This is a genomic window from Fibrobacter sp. (genome assembly GCF_017545445.1).
In the GTDB taxonomy this organism is placed as follows: Bacteria; Fibrobacterota; Fibrobacteria; order Fibrobacterales; family Fibrobacteraceae; genus Fibrobacter.
Genome location: NZ_JAFWOM010000013.1, coordinates 1 through 16582 on the forward strand (window position 1 = coordinate 1; position 16582 = coordinate 16582).

At 43.1% G+C, this 16582-nt stretch carries 15 protein-coding genes, 1 tRNA gene and 1 pseudogene; 9 read left to right on the forward strand and 8 right to left on the reverse strand.

Annotated elements, in window-relative coordinates; genetic code table 11:
- From IKG78_RS01415 to IKG78_RS01425, 3 genes and pseudogenes are all read left to right on the forward strand, one after another.
- Nucleotides 1-443, forward strand: a pseudogene (locus tag IKG78_RS01415) (hypothetical protein); the annotation flags it as partial.
- Entirely contained in the window at nt 443-2257 is a 1815-nt protein-coding gene (locus IKG78_RS01420; protein WP_290938392.1) for a hypothetical protein, read from the forward strand. The pseudogene IKG78_RS01415 and the gene IKG78_RS01420, both read left to right, overlap by 1 nt.
- A 240-nt stretch (nt 2258-2497) precedes the next feature.
- Nucleotides 2498-3457, forward strand: a complete 960-nt coding sequence (locus IKG78_RS01425) for a rhomboid family intramembrane serine protease (protein WP_290938394.1) — start codon at nt 2498-2500, stop codon at nt 3455-3457.
- Between the two features lie 10 nt (nt 3458-3467).
- Here the strand turns inward: IKG78_RS01425 and IKG78_RS01430 are convergent, their stop codons facing one another.
- From IKG78_RS01430 to IKG78_RS01445, 4 genes are all read right to left on the reverse strand, one after another.
- Nucleotides 3468-3986 (reverse strand): hypothetical protein, encoded by a 519-nt coding sequence (locus IKG78_RS01430; RefSeq protein ID WP_290938396.1) that lies wholly within the window; start codon nt 3984-3986, stop codon nt 3468-3470.
- 65 nt (nt 3987-4051) lie between these two features.
- The gene (locus tag IKG78_RS01435; RefSeq protein ID WP_290938398.1) at nt 4052-4360 is read right to left on the reverse strand and encodes a hypothetical protein; all 309 of its coding nucleotides are present in this window, start codon (nt 4358-4360) and stop codon (nt 4052-4054) included.
- Nucleotides 4284-4589 (reverse strand): hypothetical protein, encoded by a 306-nt coding sequence (locus IKG78_RS01440; RefSeq protein ID WP_290938400.1) that lies wholly within the window; start codon nt 4587-4589, stop codon nt 4284-4286. Before IKG78_RS01440 ends, IKG78_RS01435 begins: the two co-directional genes overlap by 77 nt.
- Nucleotides 4590-4753: 164 nt before the next feature.
- Nucleotides 4754-5440 carry a tetratricopeptide repeat protein gene (locus tag IKG78_RS01445; protein ID WP_290938403.1) on the reverse strand — a complete coding sequence of 229 codons (687 nt, stop codon included), beginning with the start codon at nt 5438-5440 and terminating at the stop codon, nt 4754-4756.
- A gap of 110 nt (nt 5441-5550) precedes the next feature.
- Between IKG78_RS01445 and IKG78_RS01450 the strand changes: the two genes are divergently transcribed.
- The 6 genes from IKG78_RS01450 to IKG78_RS01475 all read left to right on the forward strand — a co-directional run bounded on the left by IKG78_RS01450 (nt 5551) and on the right by IKG78_RS01475 (nt 12549).
- A tRNA-Thr gene (locus IKG78_RS01450) sits at nt 5551-5623 on the forward strand.
- 367 nt (nt 5624-5990) lie between these two features.
- A complete protein-coding gene (locus tag IKG78_RS01455) occupies nt 5991-6332 on the forward strand; it encodes a hypothetical protein (RefSeq protein WP_290938405.1) in 342 nt (113 codons plus the stop codon).
- A gap of 242 nt (nt 6333-6574) precedes the next feature.
- Nucleotides 6575-7753 carry a toxin-antitoxin system YwqK family antitoxin gene (locus IKG78_RS01460; RefSeq protein ID WP_290938407.1) on the forward strand — a complete coding sequence of 393 codons (1179 nt, stop codon included), beginning with the start codon at nt 6575-6577 and terminating at the stop codon, nt 7751-7753.
- Between the two features lie 10 nt (nt 7754-7763).
- Nucleotides 7764-8777: a toxin-antitoxin system YwqK family antitoxin gene (locus IKG78_RS01465; RefSeq protein WP_290938409.1), complete on the forward strand. Its 1014-nt coding sequence runs from the start codon at nt 7764-7766 to the stop codon at nt 8775-8777.
- A gap of 113 nt (nt 8778-8890) precedes the next feature.
- The gene (locus IKG78_RS01470; RefSeq protein ID WP_290938411.1) at nt 8891-10744 is read left to right on the forward strand and encodes a toxin-antitoxin system YwqK family antitoxin; all 1854 of its coding nucleotides are present in this window, start codon (nt 8891-8893) and stop codon (nt 10742-10744) included.
- 239 nt (nt 10745-10983) lie between these two features.
- Nucleotides 10984-12549, forward strand: coding sequence for a hypothetical protein (locus IKG78_RS01475; protein WP_290938412.1), 1566 nt, complete (start codon nt 10984-10986; stop codon nt 12547-12549).
- A 1-nt stretch (nt 12550) separates the two neighbouring features.
- Here the strand turns inward: IKG78_RS01475 and IKG78_RS01480 are convergent, their stop codons facing one another.
- The 4 genes from IKG78_RS01480 to IKG78_RS01495 form a co-directional block, all read right to left on the reverse strand.
- Nucleotides 12551-13237, reverse strand: a complete 687-nt coding sequence (locus IKG78_RS01480; RefSeq protein ID WP_290938414.1) for a hypothetical protein — start codon at nt 13235-13237, stop codon at nt 12551-12553.
- Between the two features lie 15 nt (nt 13238-13252).
- Nucleotides 13253-14038: a TPM domain-containing protein gene (locus tag IKG78_RS01485; protein ID WP_290938416.1), complete on the reverse strand. Its 786-nt coding sequence runs from the start codon at nt 14036-14038 to the stop codon at nt 13253-13255.
- Nucleotides 14039-14133: 95 nt separating this feature from the next.
- A complete protein-coding gene (locus IKG78_RS01490) occupies nt 14134-15354 on the reverse strand; it encodes a hypothetical protein (RefSeq protein WP_290938418.1) in 1221 nt (406 codons plus the stop codon).
- Nucleotides 15355-15356: 2 nt separating this feature from the next.
- Nucleotides 15357-16409, reverse strand: coding sequence for a DUF6175 family protein (locus tag IKG78_RS01495; protein ID WP_290938420.1), 1053 nt, complete (start codon nt 16407-16409; stop codon nt 15357-15359).
- Nucleotides 16410-16582: the final 173 nt, after the last annotated feature.

Consider the following 16582-nt stretch of genomic DNA (forward strand, 5'->3'; position numbering starts at 1 on the left):
ACAAGCCCAAAAAGCGCAAGAAAAAATCTGTCGGGATTCTCGCGGATTCTTTAAGTGCGGATTCTTTAAATGCTGTCGCGGATACAAGCGCTGTACAAGATACCGCAAAAGTGGATTCTGCAAAGGTAGATTCTGCAAAAGTTGCCGCCGATAGCGCAAATGTCGCCGATTCAACAAAAGCTAACGTCGCAGATTCGTTAGGCAGTGCCAAAGATACAGCAGGAGTCGCGGCAGATTCGCTGAACAAGAATGTCGCAGATTCGTTAACTAAGAACGTCGCGGCAGATACCGCAAAAGCGCCTGTAATGAAGCTCGCGCCTGCCGCCCCAGCTACGCCAGCAAAGCAGCCCGAAGAGAAAACTGTTGAAACGACTGTTGAAGCCGCGGCAGAAAAAGACACGCCTGCCGCACCTGCAACAAATGTCAAATCTAAAGGGGACTGATGATTTTTTTGCCAGGGGAAAAACTGCGTTACGCCGAAACGCATTTTAAATTTAAGCTACCCTGGTCGCTCCTTTACAAGCCATGGCCCGAAATCATTTTCGATTCGCCCTTCCAGTTTGTGCCGGGAGTCGAACCCACGCTGTGGATAGTCGTACGCGATGCAGACCGATTCCCGACAACGCTCAAGACAGCAGAGATTGTTCTGAAACGCACCGCTGAACGTGACGGGATGTATTTTGAAAATGCGCAAGATTTAAACAGTGCGAAACAACAAGATTTAGACAATGCGTCGCAATCGGACATCGTCATTAGCAAGGACTTGAGTCTCGACGTTCACGAACAAATGCAGTTCATCCCATTCCCGCTCGGCGAAATTCCGGCAGGCACGTACGAAGCTTATTGCAAGCTGACCGTAGAACGTGACGGCAAAATGCAAACTTTTGAACGTTGGAACTTGCCGCGTTTAAAGCAAGCACCGCTCCGCTTCAAAGTTTTGAACGAATTTCCGCCCATCGCTCCCGGCTACGTTGCAGGCGAAATGCATTGCCACACGCACTACTCCGCAGACCATGTGGAATACGGTGCCACGCCCGAAGTCTTGCAGCAAGCGGCAAAAGCGGTCGGCCTCGATTTTGTGAGCTGCACCGACCACGCTTACGATTTCGCATTCACGCAAGAAGACTACACCAAAGAAGCGGAATCTCCCGTTCCAAGATTTCAAAAGTTGCGTGAAGAGATTGCGGCGCTTCCAAGTAAAGACGAAAGCGGAAAACCGATGCCACTCCTGCTCGCTGGCGAAGAAGTCTCTGCAGGGAACAGCAAAGGCGAAAACGTTCACGTGACGGTCCTTGCACCCGACGGTTACCTGCCGGGGCTTGGCGACTGCGGACGCTACTGGCTCGAAAACAGGCCCACGCGGAGCATCAAGCAGATTCTGAATGACACCGACGCCCACTGCTTTGCCGCCCACCCCTTCCAGCAAATGGGGCTTTTGGAAAAGTTCGTTTTCCGCAGAGGCTACTGGAAGCCCGAAGATTTAAATATTGCGAACAAAAGCACAAAAAAGAATCACGCGATTCGCGGACTCCAGTTTTGGAACGGTAGCCGCGACGAAGGGTTCAAGCTCGGTCGAGAATTTTGGATAAACGAGTTAGGTAAAGGCAATTACTTGCTGCCCATCGGCGGAAACGACGCCCATGGTGATTTGAACGACATGACCGCCGTTGACTTGCCGCTACTCTCGCTCAAGCACACGAGAGCGCACATTTTCGGAAACGTCCGCACAGTGATTAGAGTAGGAAGTTGGAAGTTGGAAGTAGGAAGTGACGCAAAGCAAGAATCTCCGTTAATGCGTCATCCTCGACCAACGGGAGGGGATCCACATAACGATTCTGTCACCCCACCCCAGGTCCCTGAGCTTGCCGAAGGGCTGGGTCACCTTACGCATTCACTCTCTCTCGATGTCATTAACGCAGCCTTCGCCGCCGACAATTGCTACATCACCGACGGCCCAGCCCTGTGGTGGGAACGCGACCGCAACGGAATCACGTTCCACGCCCGCAGCAACAGGGATACCGGCGGCGGATTCCGCTACATCCGCATTTACGGTCGCCGCATGCTCTCCAACGGAAAACTCGCTCCCGACGAAGAAGTATTGATAGGGAGCCTCGTCGCCGCCCCCGACCACGCCGACATTCCGGTGGCTACGTTCGACTTCGCATACGTCCGTGCTGAATGCGAAACTGCGACAGGCAAATTCGCGCTCACATCCGCCGCACAATTGCTTGACCAGCGTTTCAAAAAAACGCTTTGAACCATTGCTTTTGAAACGCTTGCATGTTATTTTTTGAACAAGTGAGGAGGCTATTGTTTTTGGTTTTTAGTGAAATTTGTTTTTTTGAATTTGATTTTGATTCTTTGGGAAAGCTTGAAGCAGATTTCCTTTTTTGGCACGCGGTTTGCTTTTAACTAGAAAACCCACATCAGGAAAGTCGCCATGCCACACTTTATGTCGCCAATGATTCGCCGCAGGCCATCCACTGAGGATTCGCGTGTGTCACCGTCTGCAAATCCAGAAGCAGCCGCCCCCACGCCATCTCAAGAATCCGCACCGCCAAATCAGGCAACGACAGCGACATTCGAAGAACCTCAGCCGCCGCCAGACATCCGCATCAGCGAGGGCGCATTCAAACAAATCCGCGACGAAAGCCTCGTCCTTCTATCGCAAGGAATCTCGCATCGCATCGAACGCTCCGAAGAAGGACCGTTCCAAATTTTCGTCGAGCCGGACAAGCGACGTACCGCGCAATTCCAAATCCGCCTTTACCATTACGAAAATCCGCCTCGCAGCGAGCCTCCAGCTCTACCGCTAAAATTCAGTTTTCAGCCGCTGTGGGTCCTCCTCATTCCTATCGTTTGTACGTTATTAGACTTTTCAGACGCATTCATTCAAATGCACAACGCAGGCATCGCCGATGCCTCTAAAATCCTACGCGGAGAATGGTGGCGAACCATCACCGCCATGACGCTCCACGGAGACGCTCGCCATCTCGCCGGGAATCTCGTTTCGGGATACCTCGCCTTGAGTCTTCTGCATTATCGCATTTCGCTAGCAAAGCTAGTGCCGTTCCTCGCCGTTGGAGCTGCGGTTGCTAATTTCTTCGTCGCACTTACGGTACAGACAAACTTCCGTTCGCTCGGCTTTTCAGGATTCGTATTTGCAGTCATTGGCTGCCTCGCCGTTATCGAGTTCCGCCTCATGCCTCGCGAAACGCACGGCATGCTCCGCCGATTCGCACCACTCTGCGGTGCAGCCTCGCTCGCCGTGTTCTTAGGCCTCGGCGAAAACGCAGACATCCTTGGGCATCTTTACGGATTCATCGCAGGCATTTTCTGCGGTTTCATCCCCAAAAAGAAAACGCTCCGCTGGGGAGCGCCAACTGCAATGACCGATATTTTCTGGGTCATCGCCTACTACGCATTGTTCGTCATCGGCTGGACATTAGCGATTTAGTATTACTAATCTATTCCAATTCCATAATTTTTTTATAAAAAATTTTTTCAAGCATTTTTTTGTCTTCCAAATTCATTTTCTCATAACGTTCCATCATTTGCTTAGACCGCTTAAGGCATTCGCTTTCAATCGACGGGTTTTCTAGCAACTGCTTTTTACCACACGTCGAATCATTGCGGTCCTCAACAAACTTTTTCAGCGAATCGCTACATTCACCACAATCGGATGGTAAAATAGGAGGCAACATTTCCCCAACAGTTTTGTCATTTTCCTTTCTACGAGCTTCCAATGCTTCCATTTTTTCCATAAACATAAAGAATTTCTCAGCCGCAAGCACTCGAGCTTCATCATATTTTTCCTCACCCACTTTTTGCGACAGAGCCCTTTCTTCTTCACAGGCTTCATTGACTCTTCGCTCACACAAAATACTCAAATAGAGTGCATCATCCGCAATTTTTTTCGTTGAATCACTGTTGCCGGCACAGGCAAAAAACATTGAGGCGATAACGCAAAACAATAGTTTTTTCATCTTCCTACTCCTTTATATTGTACGGAAAGATACAAAATCCGCTATAAGGTTATTTTTGTGATTTCTTACTTTTCTATAAGTTTTTGCATCACGAATGCTTGAAGCTTTTCCTGATCAGACACACTCAATTTTTTTTCGCGTTCCGACAGCAATTTTTCTCTTTTTTTGCACTCACCTTCATCCAACTGCTGATTCTTACATTTAGCAAACAACTCAAAGGATTCTTCAGCAAATTTTTTTACCGTATCACCTGGATTTGCAAGTGAAGCACGTTCTTCTCGGAGTTTTACACGCTCCTCATCTATCTTTAAAAAGATTCTGCAATGCTTCCGATAATTTTTCCAAATTTTTATTCTTTCCCATCTCCAAAACAAACTTTGCTGCAGTAAGATTGAGAACCTTTTCCTGATCATCCTCGCTTAATTTAGCCATACTTTCAGACAATAAAGCTTTCTGTTTTTTACAGTTTTCATCAACATTCCCCACTTGAGGACAAGCAAGAAGATTATGCAGTTTTTCGTCTGCTAATTCGTCCAACAATTCATCGTTAGCAGCAATAGTAAACGACATTGCAGCAATAATGCAAAACAAAAATATTTTCATCAACCCTTCCAATTACGTTGTTCTATAATAAAAATATAAAAAAAGCCCGACCAAGTCGAGCTTGAAAAGATTCCTAAAAAAAATCGACCTCGGAACAGAGACCGAGGTGACAAATGGAAAATACTAATGACCATTGACTAATGACCATTAGCTAATAACTAAAATTAAAGAGCGGCGATAAACTTTTTAGCCTTGTCCGCAAAAGCGCGGTTGTCGCCATAGACCTTGAGAAGACGTTCGGCGGTAGCCTTGGCCTTGTCGCTTGCGCCAAGCTGCTGATACACGAGCGTGAGCTTCCACATGGCATCGGCAACCATCGGGACCTCGTCTGCCGGTTCGTCCTTCTGGTAGCGGTCTTCCTTGTCGCCTGTACGCTTGCCAAACTCAGCAATGTACTTTTCGAGGAAGTTTGCTGCAGCAGAGAAATCGCCCTTTTCCATCTTCACTGCGGCAAGACCATGCATGGCAGCCGAACGCACGAGAGCGACAGAACCCGCATTGTCAAGCGTCGTCTGGAAGAGAATCGCTGCACCGACCAAATCCTTCTTTTCGAACTTGATGTTACCAGCGAGGAGAGAAGCCTTTGCAAGAGCAAGGCCTTCAAGCTTGCCAGATGCAATCTTGGATTCGAATTCGACCAAGGCGCTGTCCTTTTCGCCCGCATAGAGATAAGTCAAGCCCACGCCAATGAGTTCGCTCTGTTCAGCGGCTGCAGCCTTGCGAGCCTCCTTGAACTGGATGATTCCCGCAATGATTGCAACGAGAACGACGAACGCCACAACAATTGTTGTACCGTGCTTGACAAAGAACGCCTTAAGTTCAGAATTATTGTTATTAGATTCGTTAGCCATTATTGAGCTTCCATGTTAAAATTTTTCGTAAGACAATTTTAGAAAAAAAAATAAAAGTTGTCAGTAAATCTTGACAGGATTTCATTGTTTTACTATATTTGTCCGCGTTCGCCACTCTAGCTCAGCTGGTAGAGCAGCTGATTCGTAATCAGCAGGTCGGCAGTTCAAATCTGCTGGGTGGCTCGAAAGACTCCTCGGACGTAAATCCGGGGAGTTTTTTTTTTTTTATAGGCCATTGTTTTGCTGAGTTATATATTTTATAACGAAATGTGCTTGAGATTGTAAAAATGAAATTTTTTTTTGCATTATTGTTCTGCTTTGTCGGTTTTGTTCATGCTGTATCTTTGCCAGATGAACCTTGTTGCGATAATTGGTATTCCGATACACATCGGTCTTTGTTTAACATAAATGTTGCTGTTTCAAAAAGCGAATCCCATTTTATAATTATTTTATATGGGATTATGCCACTTCTGAAAATTTTAAGCTGTCCGTTAAAAGCGAGGCTTTATCTTTTCGACTTGTTAAAGATAGGGATTCTTACCAGTTTTCAATGACTGAACCTATATATGCACTTGCAGCATCTTTAGGAGTTCTTGTCAGCTACCATTATTGGGGTTTGACGGTGTTATATGCGACTACGTTGTTGTTTAATCCAAGCGTTGAATTATTTCCTTTTCCGCAATATGTTCCGTTGTCGTTTTCTTTAGGGTACCACTTCGATTTCTTTTGGTTCTGCAAACACCCTGCGTTTTTCTTTGAACCACATGCCGATTTAAATGCTGAAATTAAATTTTTAAGAATATCAGCATCTGTTGGTTATTTGGTCAGCGATGTCTATGACTTGAAACAAGGCTTCAGATTCCATGTAGGGCTTGGAGTTTTTGATTTCTAGTAAAAATTACACTTTCATTGAATCCACAATATTTACGATAATTTAACAGATTGACAATAATCAATCGCGAGTGCATGTTGTAAATTGTTGAAACAATGGCAATGGATTTGGTCATCCTGAGCAAGGGTGAAGTAGTCTGCTTTGGATGTGTCATCCTGAGCGAACCCTGGAGCGCAAAGCGCGATAGGGGAAGTCGAAGGATCCAGTGATTTTTTTCTAATTTGCAACAAATGAGTCCTGTTATGAAATTCCGAAAACATATCTTATTCACGCTGCTTTTTGCTTCCATTTTGCTATTTGTCGCTTGTGGCGAACGTGTTGAAGAACATAAAGAATCTTATGATTGCGGAAAACCAAAATCTAAAACAACATATAGCAGTGATTTTGTTGGCGATTGTGAAATACGTTGCTTCAATAGAGAGCGCGAGTACGAAAACGATCAATTGATAGAGGAAAAAATTTACCAAGGCAATAGAATTTTTTCATATAAGAGTTGGTATTTGAATGGAAATCAAAAATATGACAAAAATGCTTCTAATGGGTGGTTTGATTTTTGTGATGGTATCAGATTGTTCCCTCATCGAGAATGCGAAAATGATTCTTTAGGTGACGGTTATGAAAAATGGGGGTATGAAAATGGACAAATGAAGGAGGAAAAATATTATAAAAATGGTAAAGATAGCCTATGGAGATCTTGGAAAGAAAATGGACAACTGGAATTTGAACGATCTTACAAAAATGGTAAGAAAAACGGAATTTGGAAAAAATGGTATGATGATGGACAATTAGAAGAATTGGCTTATTATGAAGCCGGAGAGCATGACCGTTTTTGGAAAAAGTGGTATCCAGATGGCAAAAAAGCATTAGAAGGATATTACAAAAATGGCCGGGAGAATGGAATTTGGAAAAAGTGGTATGGTGATGGACAATTGGAAGAATTGGCTTATTATAAAGCCGGAGTGCATGACCGTTTCTGGAAAAGGTGGTATCCAGAAGGAAAAATGGAATTTGAAAGATATTACAAAAATGGCCGTAAAAATGGAATTTGGAAAGAGTGGGAATTCGATGAAAAAAAGTTGATAAAAATGGAAAGCTATAAAAATGGAATGCGAGATGGAGTTTGGAGAGAATGGAGTGGATGGGGTTGGTTAATAAGAGATGAAAAATACAAAGCAGGTAAGCCTGTTGGAATTTGGAGAGAGTGGCATGAAAATGGTCTGTTGAAAAGGAAAGGAAAATACAAAGCAGGTAAGTCTGTTAGTAGTTGGAGAGAATGGGATGAAAATGGCAAATTAAGCACTATAGAAAACTGTAATGCTGATAAATGTGCTGTGAAAACGTGGTATGAAAAAGGAGTTTTAAGAAGCGAAGGAATTCTCAAATCAGGGGAAAAAAATTGGAATTTGGAAAGAATGGCATGAAAATGGAAAATTGGCTCGTAAAGGAATTTTCAAATCAGATGAAAAAATTGGAATTTGGAAAGAATGGCATGAAAATGGACAATTAGCTAGTAAAGGAAAATATAAAGATGGTCTGCAATATGACTTGTGGAAATATTGGCATGAAAATGGGCAATTGGCTAGTGAAGGAAAATATAAAGATGGTCAGAAATATGATGTATGGAAATTTTGGTATGATAATGGACAATTGGAAGGTGAAGAACGTTATGAAAAAAACGTGAAAAATGGATTGAGTAAGGAGTGGTATCGAAATGGACGATTGAAAAAAGAAGGCTCATATAAAGAGGGGCTAGTTGCTTTGCGTCTTTATCGTAAAAAATGTATCAAGCGAGTAGTGGATCATCATCTTTATTGTGGAATTGCCGAGAAACACGGCGTTTGGAAAGAATGGTACGAGAATGGTAAATTGAAAGAGGAAGGAAATTATAAAGACGATAAGCGAGACGGATTTTGGAAAGAATGGTACGAAAATGGCAACTTGAAAAAGGAAGAAAATTATAAGGATCATTCGCGAGAAGGTGTTTGGAAAGAATGGTACGAAAATGGCAACTTGAAAAAGGAAGAAAATTATAAGGATCGTTCACGAGAAGGTGTTTGGAAAGAATGGTACGAAAATGGCAACTTGAAAGAGAAGGGAAATTATAACCTAGATGGTATGCGATACGGAGCTTGGAAGGAATGGTATGAAAATGGCAACTTGAAAAAGGAAGGAAATTATAAAAACGATAAGCGAGATGGTGTTTGGAAAGAATGGAATGAAAATGGACAGTTATGGTATGAAGGCTCTTATGCTTTTGATTTGAAGGATGGTGTATGGAAGGTATATCATGAAAATGGTCAATTGGCGTTCGAAGGATCGTATAAATTAGGCAAGCCGGACGGCATCTGGAAGGAATGGGATGAAAACGGAAAATTGAAAAGAGAAGGATATTACGAATCAAATAAACAAGTTTGGCAAAAATGGGATGAAGTCGGGAATCCTTAATCTTCAAACGTGTCATCCTGAGCGAACCCTGGAGCGCAAAGCGCGATAGGGGAAGTCGAAGGATCCAGTGAAATTTTCTAAAAATTATTAATTTACAACAAACAAGTCCTGTTATGAAATTCCGAAAACATGTCTTATTTACGTTGCTTTTTGCTTCCGTTTTGCTCTTTGTCGCTTGTGGCGAAGAAGAACGTAAGGAATATTACGGTAACGGTGCGTTAAAATCCATCACGACATATCGTGATAGTGTAAAAAATGGTCAGTACATCTCGTATTACGAGAATGGAAAAGTTTGGGCAAAGGGCCAATATAAAAATGACGAGAAAGATGGGGCTTGGAATACATATCGCGAAAATGGGAAAATCGCAGAAGAAGTAAATTATAAATCGGGTCAAGTAGATGGAGAATGGAAAACTTGGTATGAAAAAGGAAAATTACGTAGTGTAAAATATTACAAAGAGAATTTGGAAGATGGCTCTTGGAAAGAATGGTTTGAAAACGGTCAACAGAAAACTGAGGTGAAATACGAAGCTGGTGTTTGTGACGCATGTTTTTGCAAATATAAAGCCGATTATGATAAAGTTTGTTTTGAAAAAGAATGGTATGAAAATGGACAATTGAAGGAATGGCGTTATAAAACTGAAGATAATGAAAAATGCATTGTGAAAACGTGGCATGAAAATGGATCGTTGCAAGAAGAAGTAAATTATAAATCGGGTCAACTAGATGGAGAATGGAAGGAATGGTATGAAAACGGACAAATAAAAACGAAAAAAAATTATAAAAATGGACAATTAAAAACGGAAATAAATTATAAGAATGGTAAATTATTAGCTTATAAGAAATTTTCTAAAGATGGACTTCCGCTACAAGAAGTAGTGGCGTCGGAAGGATGGGAAAAACGTTGCAAAAAGAAGCGTCCTTGGGGTGGGTTTAGAAATGATTGTGAAAATTATTTTAATGGAAATGGTTTTGAAAAAGTATGGTATCGAAATGGCCAATTGAAATTTGAAAGATATTACAAATCTGGCAAGCGTGATAGCGTTTGGAATATATGGTACGAAAATGGAAATTTGAAAAAAGAAGAATTTTATAGAGAGGGTAAAGAAGATAGCACTTGGAGAGAGTGGTTCTCAAATGGACAATTATCATCGGCTCGCTCTTATAAATTTGGCAAGCCTGAAGGAACGTGGAAAGAATGGCTTGAAAATGGCAAGTTAAAAAAATTGGAAAATTATAAATCTGGTGAGTTTCATGGCACACGGAAGGTGTGGTTTGAAGATGGCAAATTAAAAGAATTGGGAAATTATAAATCTGGTGAGTTTCATGGCACACAGAAGGTGTGGCATGAAAATGGCAAGTTAAAAAAATTGGAAAATTATAAATCTGGTGAGTTACACGGCATTCAGAAGGTGTGGCATGAAAATGGCAAATTGAAATTGCTAGTACAATATAAAAATGATGAACCGTATGGAATTTGGAAAGAATATCATGAAAATGGTCGGTTAGCTGTTGATGGAAATTACATATTTGGTAAGCAAGAAGGAATTTATAAAGAATGGTATTCAAATGGAAAGTTGAAAGAAAAAGGATTTTATAAAAATGGTGAACTGCATGGTGCTTGGAATAGATGGCATGAAAATGGCCGATTAGCAACTGAAAAAAATTATATATCCGGTAAGCTAGAAGGTGTTGTCAAATATTGGTATGATAACGGACAAATGGAAAAAACGGGCGTCTGTGAAAATGGTGAAAGAATAGGTATTTGGAAAATTTGGCATAAATCAGGACGATTGAAAGAAATGGGAGCGTATGAGGAGGATTACAAAAAAGGTGTTTGGAAAGAATGGGATGAAAACGGAAAATTGATAAAAGAACAATATAAGAATGATAAGGAAAAGATGAAAAAGGAAATGAAAAAACTGCTGAAGGAACTTCGTAAAAATGTCTTAAAAAGGATTTTATAAAAATGGTGAACTGCATGGTGCTTGGAATAGATGGCATGAAAATGGAAAGTTGCTTGAAAAACATCAATTTAAAAAAGACTTGTTTCCAAAGCGTCCATGGATCAAAATGATGGTGCGCTAAAACCCATCACGACATATTGTAATGGTGTACAAAATGGAGAGTTTTTTATGGAATATCATATTCCTTCAAGTAATGTTTATTCTAAATAAATGGTATTTTGCAACAAACGAGTTCGATTATGAAATTTCGAAAACTTATCTTATTCACGCTGCTTTTTGCCTCTGTTTTGCTATTTGTCGCTTGCGACAAAGAAGAACATTCCGACAAAGATAATCGCAAGGAATATTACGACGCTTGCGAAAAAGAAGGACATAAGGAATATTACGATAATGGTGCGTTACGATCCATCACGACATATTGTAATGATGTCCAAGAGGTCATTTCTTTTTATGAAAATGGAAAAGTGTGGGCGAAGGGTCAATATAAAGATGGGCTACTGGATGGTATTAGGAGGGAATGGCATGAAAACGGACAAATAAGGCTAAAAGAATATTATAAAGCAGGTAAACGAGATGGTGATTGGATTGAATGGTATGCTGATGGAAAAATGAACGTGTATAGAAAATATAAAGATGGAACTTTGTATGTGTTTAGAGTGTGGCTTGAGAATGGAAATCTTAGATTTGATAAAACTTTTTCTAATGGCGAGTGCCCAACAAAAATTGGCTATCGAGGTCATTCTTATGCATATAAAGATTGTTCAAATCATTCTGTAGGCGATGGCTTTGAAAAAAGGTGGCATAACAATGGTCGTTTGGAATATGAAGAGTATTTTAAGGATGGAAAAAGAGATGGTGCTTGGAAAACATGGTATGAAAGTGGGCTGTTAGAATCAGTGGAATATTACAAAGCCGGTAAGAAAGATAGCGTTTGGGAAGCATGGTATAAAAATGGACAACAGCGATCGAAAGAAATTTATAAAGACGACAAACTAGAGGGTGTTCGTAAAACGTGGTTTGAGAATGGAAAGTTAGAATCAGAAGAATCCTATGCAAATGGTGAAAAAGAGGGCGCTTCTAAAGTTTGGTATGAGAATGGTCGATTGAAGGAATATGGAGTTTATAAGAATGGGGATGTGTATGAACATAAAGTCTGGTATGAAAACGGTCGTCTAGAAAAGTTTGAAAAAATCCCTTCCGTAGGAGTGGGCTTTGAAAAAACGTGGTTTGAGAATGGAAGATTAAAATCAGAAAAACCCTATGCAAATGGTGAAAAAGAGGGTGTTTCTAAAATTTGGTATGAGAATGGTCGATTGAAGGAAAAAGGAATTTATAAGAATGGAAAAATGTATGAACTTAAAATCTGGTATGGAAACGGTCGTCTGGAAAAACAAGAAAAATTTCCTGAAGGTAAAAGTAGTTCTCCATTTTTCCTCCTATTTAAAAAAGGAATGTGTCACTCTATTGATGGGTTTGAAGGTGATGGTTATGTGAAATCGTGGTATTATGAAAATGGACAATTAATGTATGAAGGTGCCTATAAATCAAGCAAGAAAGTTGGCGTATGGAAAGTCTATCATGAAAATGGACGATTGGCATTTGAAGGCTCATATAAAAATGGCGAACCAGATGGAATTTGGAAAGAATGGGATGAAAACGGAATGTTGAAAAATGAGGGTACGTATAAATTCGATGGATATGATGGTGATCGTTACATTGGAGAAGACCGTACTTGGACAAAGTGGAATAGAATTGGCGGATATGAATGTTCTTTAAAACCAGACCCAAAAGCAAAATATATATGATCTAAACTTTCATCGCATCGACTTGATTCACGATTGTAGTAACGGCTTCGATGTACTTGTTGATGTTTGATACGATCACATCGTTGTCCCTAGTCATATTAGGGATGCGCACGCCCGGGAACATCTCGTAAACTTGATCGTGACTCTCGGGATAATTGCCGGTCGAAAGGTAATAGACGCCATAAAGCAGGGGGAGGAGTGTCGTTGCGGAACGCACGTAAATCCCGTGCGGATTGCGTTCTTCCTTGAGGTAGAGGAAGGCTCGGCGTAAATGCACGAGCAGTCCGCGCAGTTCGCGTTCACATTCCATACGCAGTTCCGCGAGGTTCGGGCTGAAATCTGCAAGCGGAGTTTCGCCGCAAAGCGTCACGTTCTTGCTCTTGATGTGCAAAAATTCCAGCGGGAACACGTCTTGCGAAGTCTTGATTTCAAAACGGCTGAATGCATGATTGAACATGATGTTATCGTGCTTCGCCTTTGATGTGAGCTTTTGCAACGGGAGCAAGTCCTGTGCGGAATTGGACTTCAAGATGAAGCTGACGGTCCACGGGGATTCCAGCGCAGAAAACCCTTCCATAAGGCAATCGCCGTGAACGAAAGCCGAAACGAGATTGTCGCCGAGTGCTTCTTCAAAGAGCTTCGGCCATTCTGAATTTTGAAATTCTGCAACGCTTAAAATCTTTCTCATAAAGGAACCTCTCAATTACCAGCTTCCGCCGGAGCCGCCACCGCCAAAGCTGCCTCCGCCGAATCCACCGCCGAATCCGCCTCCGCCAAAACCACCGAACCCTCCGCCGAATCCACCGCGGTGGTGGCCGCGACTGCTGTTGCTGAGTGCATTTCCGAGCAAGAACCAAAGGCAACCGTTTCCGCGTCCGCCGCCGTTCTTCGCAACGAGCAGGAACAGAATCACAAAAATAATGAGTCCGAGTCCGGACGAATCGTCGTCTTCTTGCGGGAGCTGGTCGGTGTTGACGTCAAGCGTGATACCTTTTTCCTTGGCGACGACTTGCGCGATTTCCCATGCGAGCTGCATCACGCCTTGGCCGTATTTTTCAACCTTGAACGCTGGGACAATTGTCTTTTGCTGGAGCCGTTCCACGAGCACGTCAGGCAGGTAGCCTTCTGCACCGTAACCGACTTCGACGCTTCGCCTGCGTTGCTTCATTGCTGCAAAAATGAGGATGCCTTCGTTTGATTTTCCGCCAACGCCCCAGCTTTCTGCAATCTTCAAGGCGTAATCCCTAAAGTCCGCATAGCCGATATCGTGAATGAGAGCAACAGCAAGCCCGACTCCAGCCTTTTTGTAAAGCTGTTCGGCGAGTTCGTTTACAAACTGCACTTCTTGCTTGGTGAGTAAGCGGTCTTCGTCATAGACGTAGCTGTTTTGCGGACGTTTGGGGAGTCCCTTTTTGTTCACGCTAAAACCTGCCGCAACAGGGATGGCGAGCAGCAAGACGAACAGCAATGTTAAAATTTTTCTTTGCATATAAAAAAGCCGCTTTGCTGCGGCTTCGTAAAGATAAAAAACAACAGACCCCGGAATAAATCCGGGGTGACAATGCTAGGCTTTATTGTTGAATGTTATTTCCCGCAATAGGGTTCGAGTTGCTTTTGGAGCGGTGAAAAGTCTGTTTTCTTGATAGCACTCAAAGTCGCGTCGGTTTCGTTTTTGCCTGCACCTTTTGACATCGAGAAAAAGTCAACTCCGGCACCCTTGATGGAAATGGATACATCATAGGATTTCAGTGAACCGAGCTTGTTTCTGATATCGGAACTGACTTCCACATTCAACGGAGGAGAAACCGTATCGTCGTTTGTCGTATAGATGGACTTCTTTGAAAGTGCGTTGTCAATAGCCTTGCAGATATTCGAAGGCAAGTTGCACTGGACGCTCACTTCGCAACGGGAACGGATGACGCGGTAAGGAACTTCCAACGCATTCATCATGCCAGTCTTTTTCAAGAGTTCGTAGGGGAAGTTCGGTTCCACGATAATGACGTAAGGACCTTTTTCAAAGTTCACGTTACGCAAGCTAAACGTGACGGTGCCGTCGTCTTGCGTGCGGCGTTCCGCGAGAGTCTTGCTTTGGCGAGCGATCAGCGGGAAACTGGGGACCGGTCCCAAGGAATCCTTGACGATAACATCCCAGGCAGGCATTTCGGGGCGTCCGATTTCAAGGTCCGCTTTTGCCGTCGTTTCAAAGGTCAGGCGAGAAAGCCTTTCGACGAGAATCTTTTCGAAGTCGGCAAGCCCGTGCTGCAAACGGTAGCTGTCGTCAATGGGATAAACATCTGCGAGCTGTGCCAAATAGAAGTTGTATTCGTTGACTTTTTCTTTGGCGGCATCGAGATCGTTTATGGAATTGATATAAATGCGGTCGCTAAACGCTTGTTTGGAAGATTTTTCGAGATCCGCAATTTCTTGCTTGAGCGTGTTCAAGCGGAAACGGAGGTCCGCTGTGAATTCGTCCATGTCGAGAGTCGCTGTTGCTTTGTACCCTTTTCCTTTTTCCATCTTGACAGGAACGACCTTGACGCCCTTCAGGACAACATTGCTTTTAACAGTATTGTTCGCCCTGTAAGTTTCACCGAGCGTGCTTTCCCCGTTGTAGATGTCTTCGTATTTGGTCTGTTTCTGTGTTGCAGAAATCTTGGACTTGACCTGTTTTGCAACACCTGCAATAGCCGAGTTGTTCGCTTCTTCTTGCGAAATCTTTGAGGTCGCCGTGTATGTCACGATTTTCCCCGCCATTGCAGGGATTACCGCGATGCACGCACAAAGGATAATGGCTTTGATATTCATTACTAGTACAGCTCCATCAAAATCAACTTACGAGTAATATTGTTTTTCTTTGTATCGGCGAGAGGCTTGAGAATCTGCCTGATTTTAGAATAAACTTCTTGTGCGTCTTTGTACTTAACTGCGCTTGCGTAAATGACAAAGTCCAAAGTCTTTGCGGTCATCACGTTCACCTTTACAGAACTGAAGTTGCTCTTGAGTCCCTTCATAATAGCGTCGTGCAAGTCTTCGGTCTGGCTGTCGGAGTATTCGCCTTTGATGTTTATGACAACCTTGTACTGGTTGCCCTTGGAGAGGTCGTTCTTCCAATAGCTGAGAATCTTGGTTTCGAGGCCGGGCATGGCCTTGCGGACTGCGGCACCGAGATTAGACGCGATATTGATTTTGGACGTGTGACCGTTGTTACGGACGGTCGAGGTCTGGGAGCCGAGCAAACGGGCGGTCGAGGCTTCGTATGCGGAAAGCTCTACAGAGACTTCGTCGTTCGTCACTTCTTGCTTGAACTTGATATAGACATCTGCGTCCAAGGCGATACCAGCGAGGTAGGAGAGGTCGTCTTCCGTGTTCGCAATATCGTTTTGCATTTGAAGAATTTCGTTCAGCGTTTCCTGGCCTTCGACGGACTTGACCTCGTAGTTCTTCTTGGTGAGGTAGCTGTGGATAGCTTCTTGCACGGAGTGCGAGTTGTTATCGACAGCAATTTCCTGAGCTTCACCCTTGGAACTCATTGCAGGCGTTACCACAATCATAGGCTGCGTGTAGTCCTGAATCACTTCCCTCGCTTCGTCGAGGTTCGTTTTCGGGCTTTGGTCGATGTTGATCGAAGCTGCAGCTGCACTTGCGTTCGTAGAGGCCGTCGATGCCGTAGCTGTAGATTTCTTGCTGACCGGAGCCGTATTGTCATCGAGTTCGTCATAGGCGCTTGCGGCATGTTGGCGCGTGATGGCGGCTTTTTTGCTGCGTGCGTCGGCATCGCTGCGTTTTGCGGCTTGCGGCGCGGAACAGGCTGTTTCGGCCAGGAGAAGAGCTAAGCAGAGAGATGGAATCAAGTGTCTCATATTACAATATCTCTTTAAAGGTTTCCTAGAATAATTTTATACAGATAATATACAATGTTTTGTCTTCAGAAGTAAACAAATAATACGAAATGTAAAATACTTTTTTTAGAACTTGCTATCAAAGAAAAAAATGGATATATATATCCATAAGGGTACGAATATCAAAAATGCTG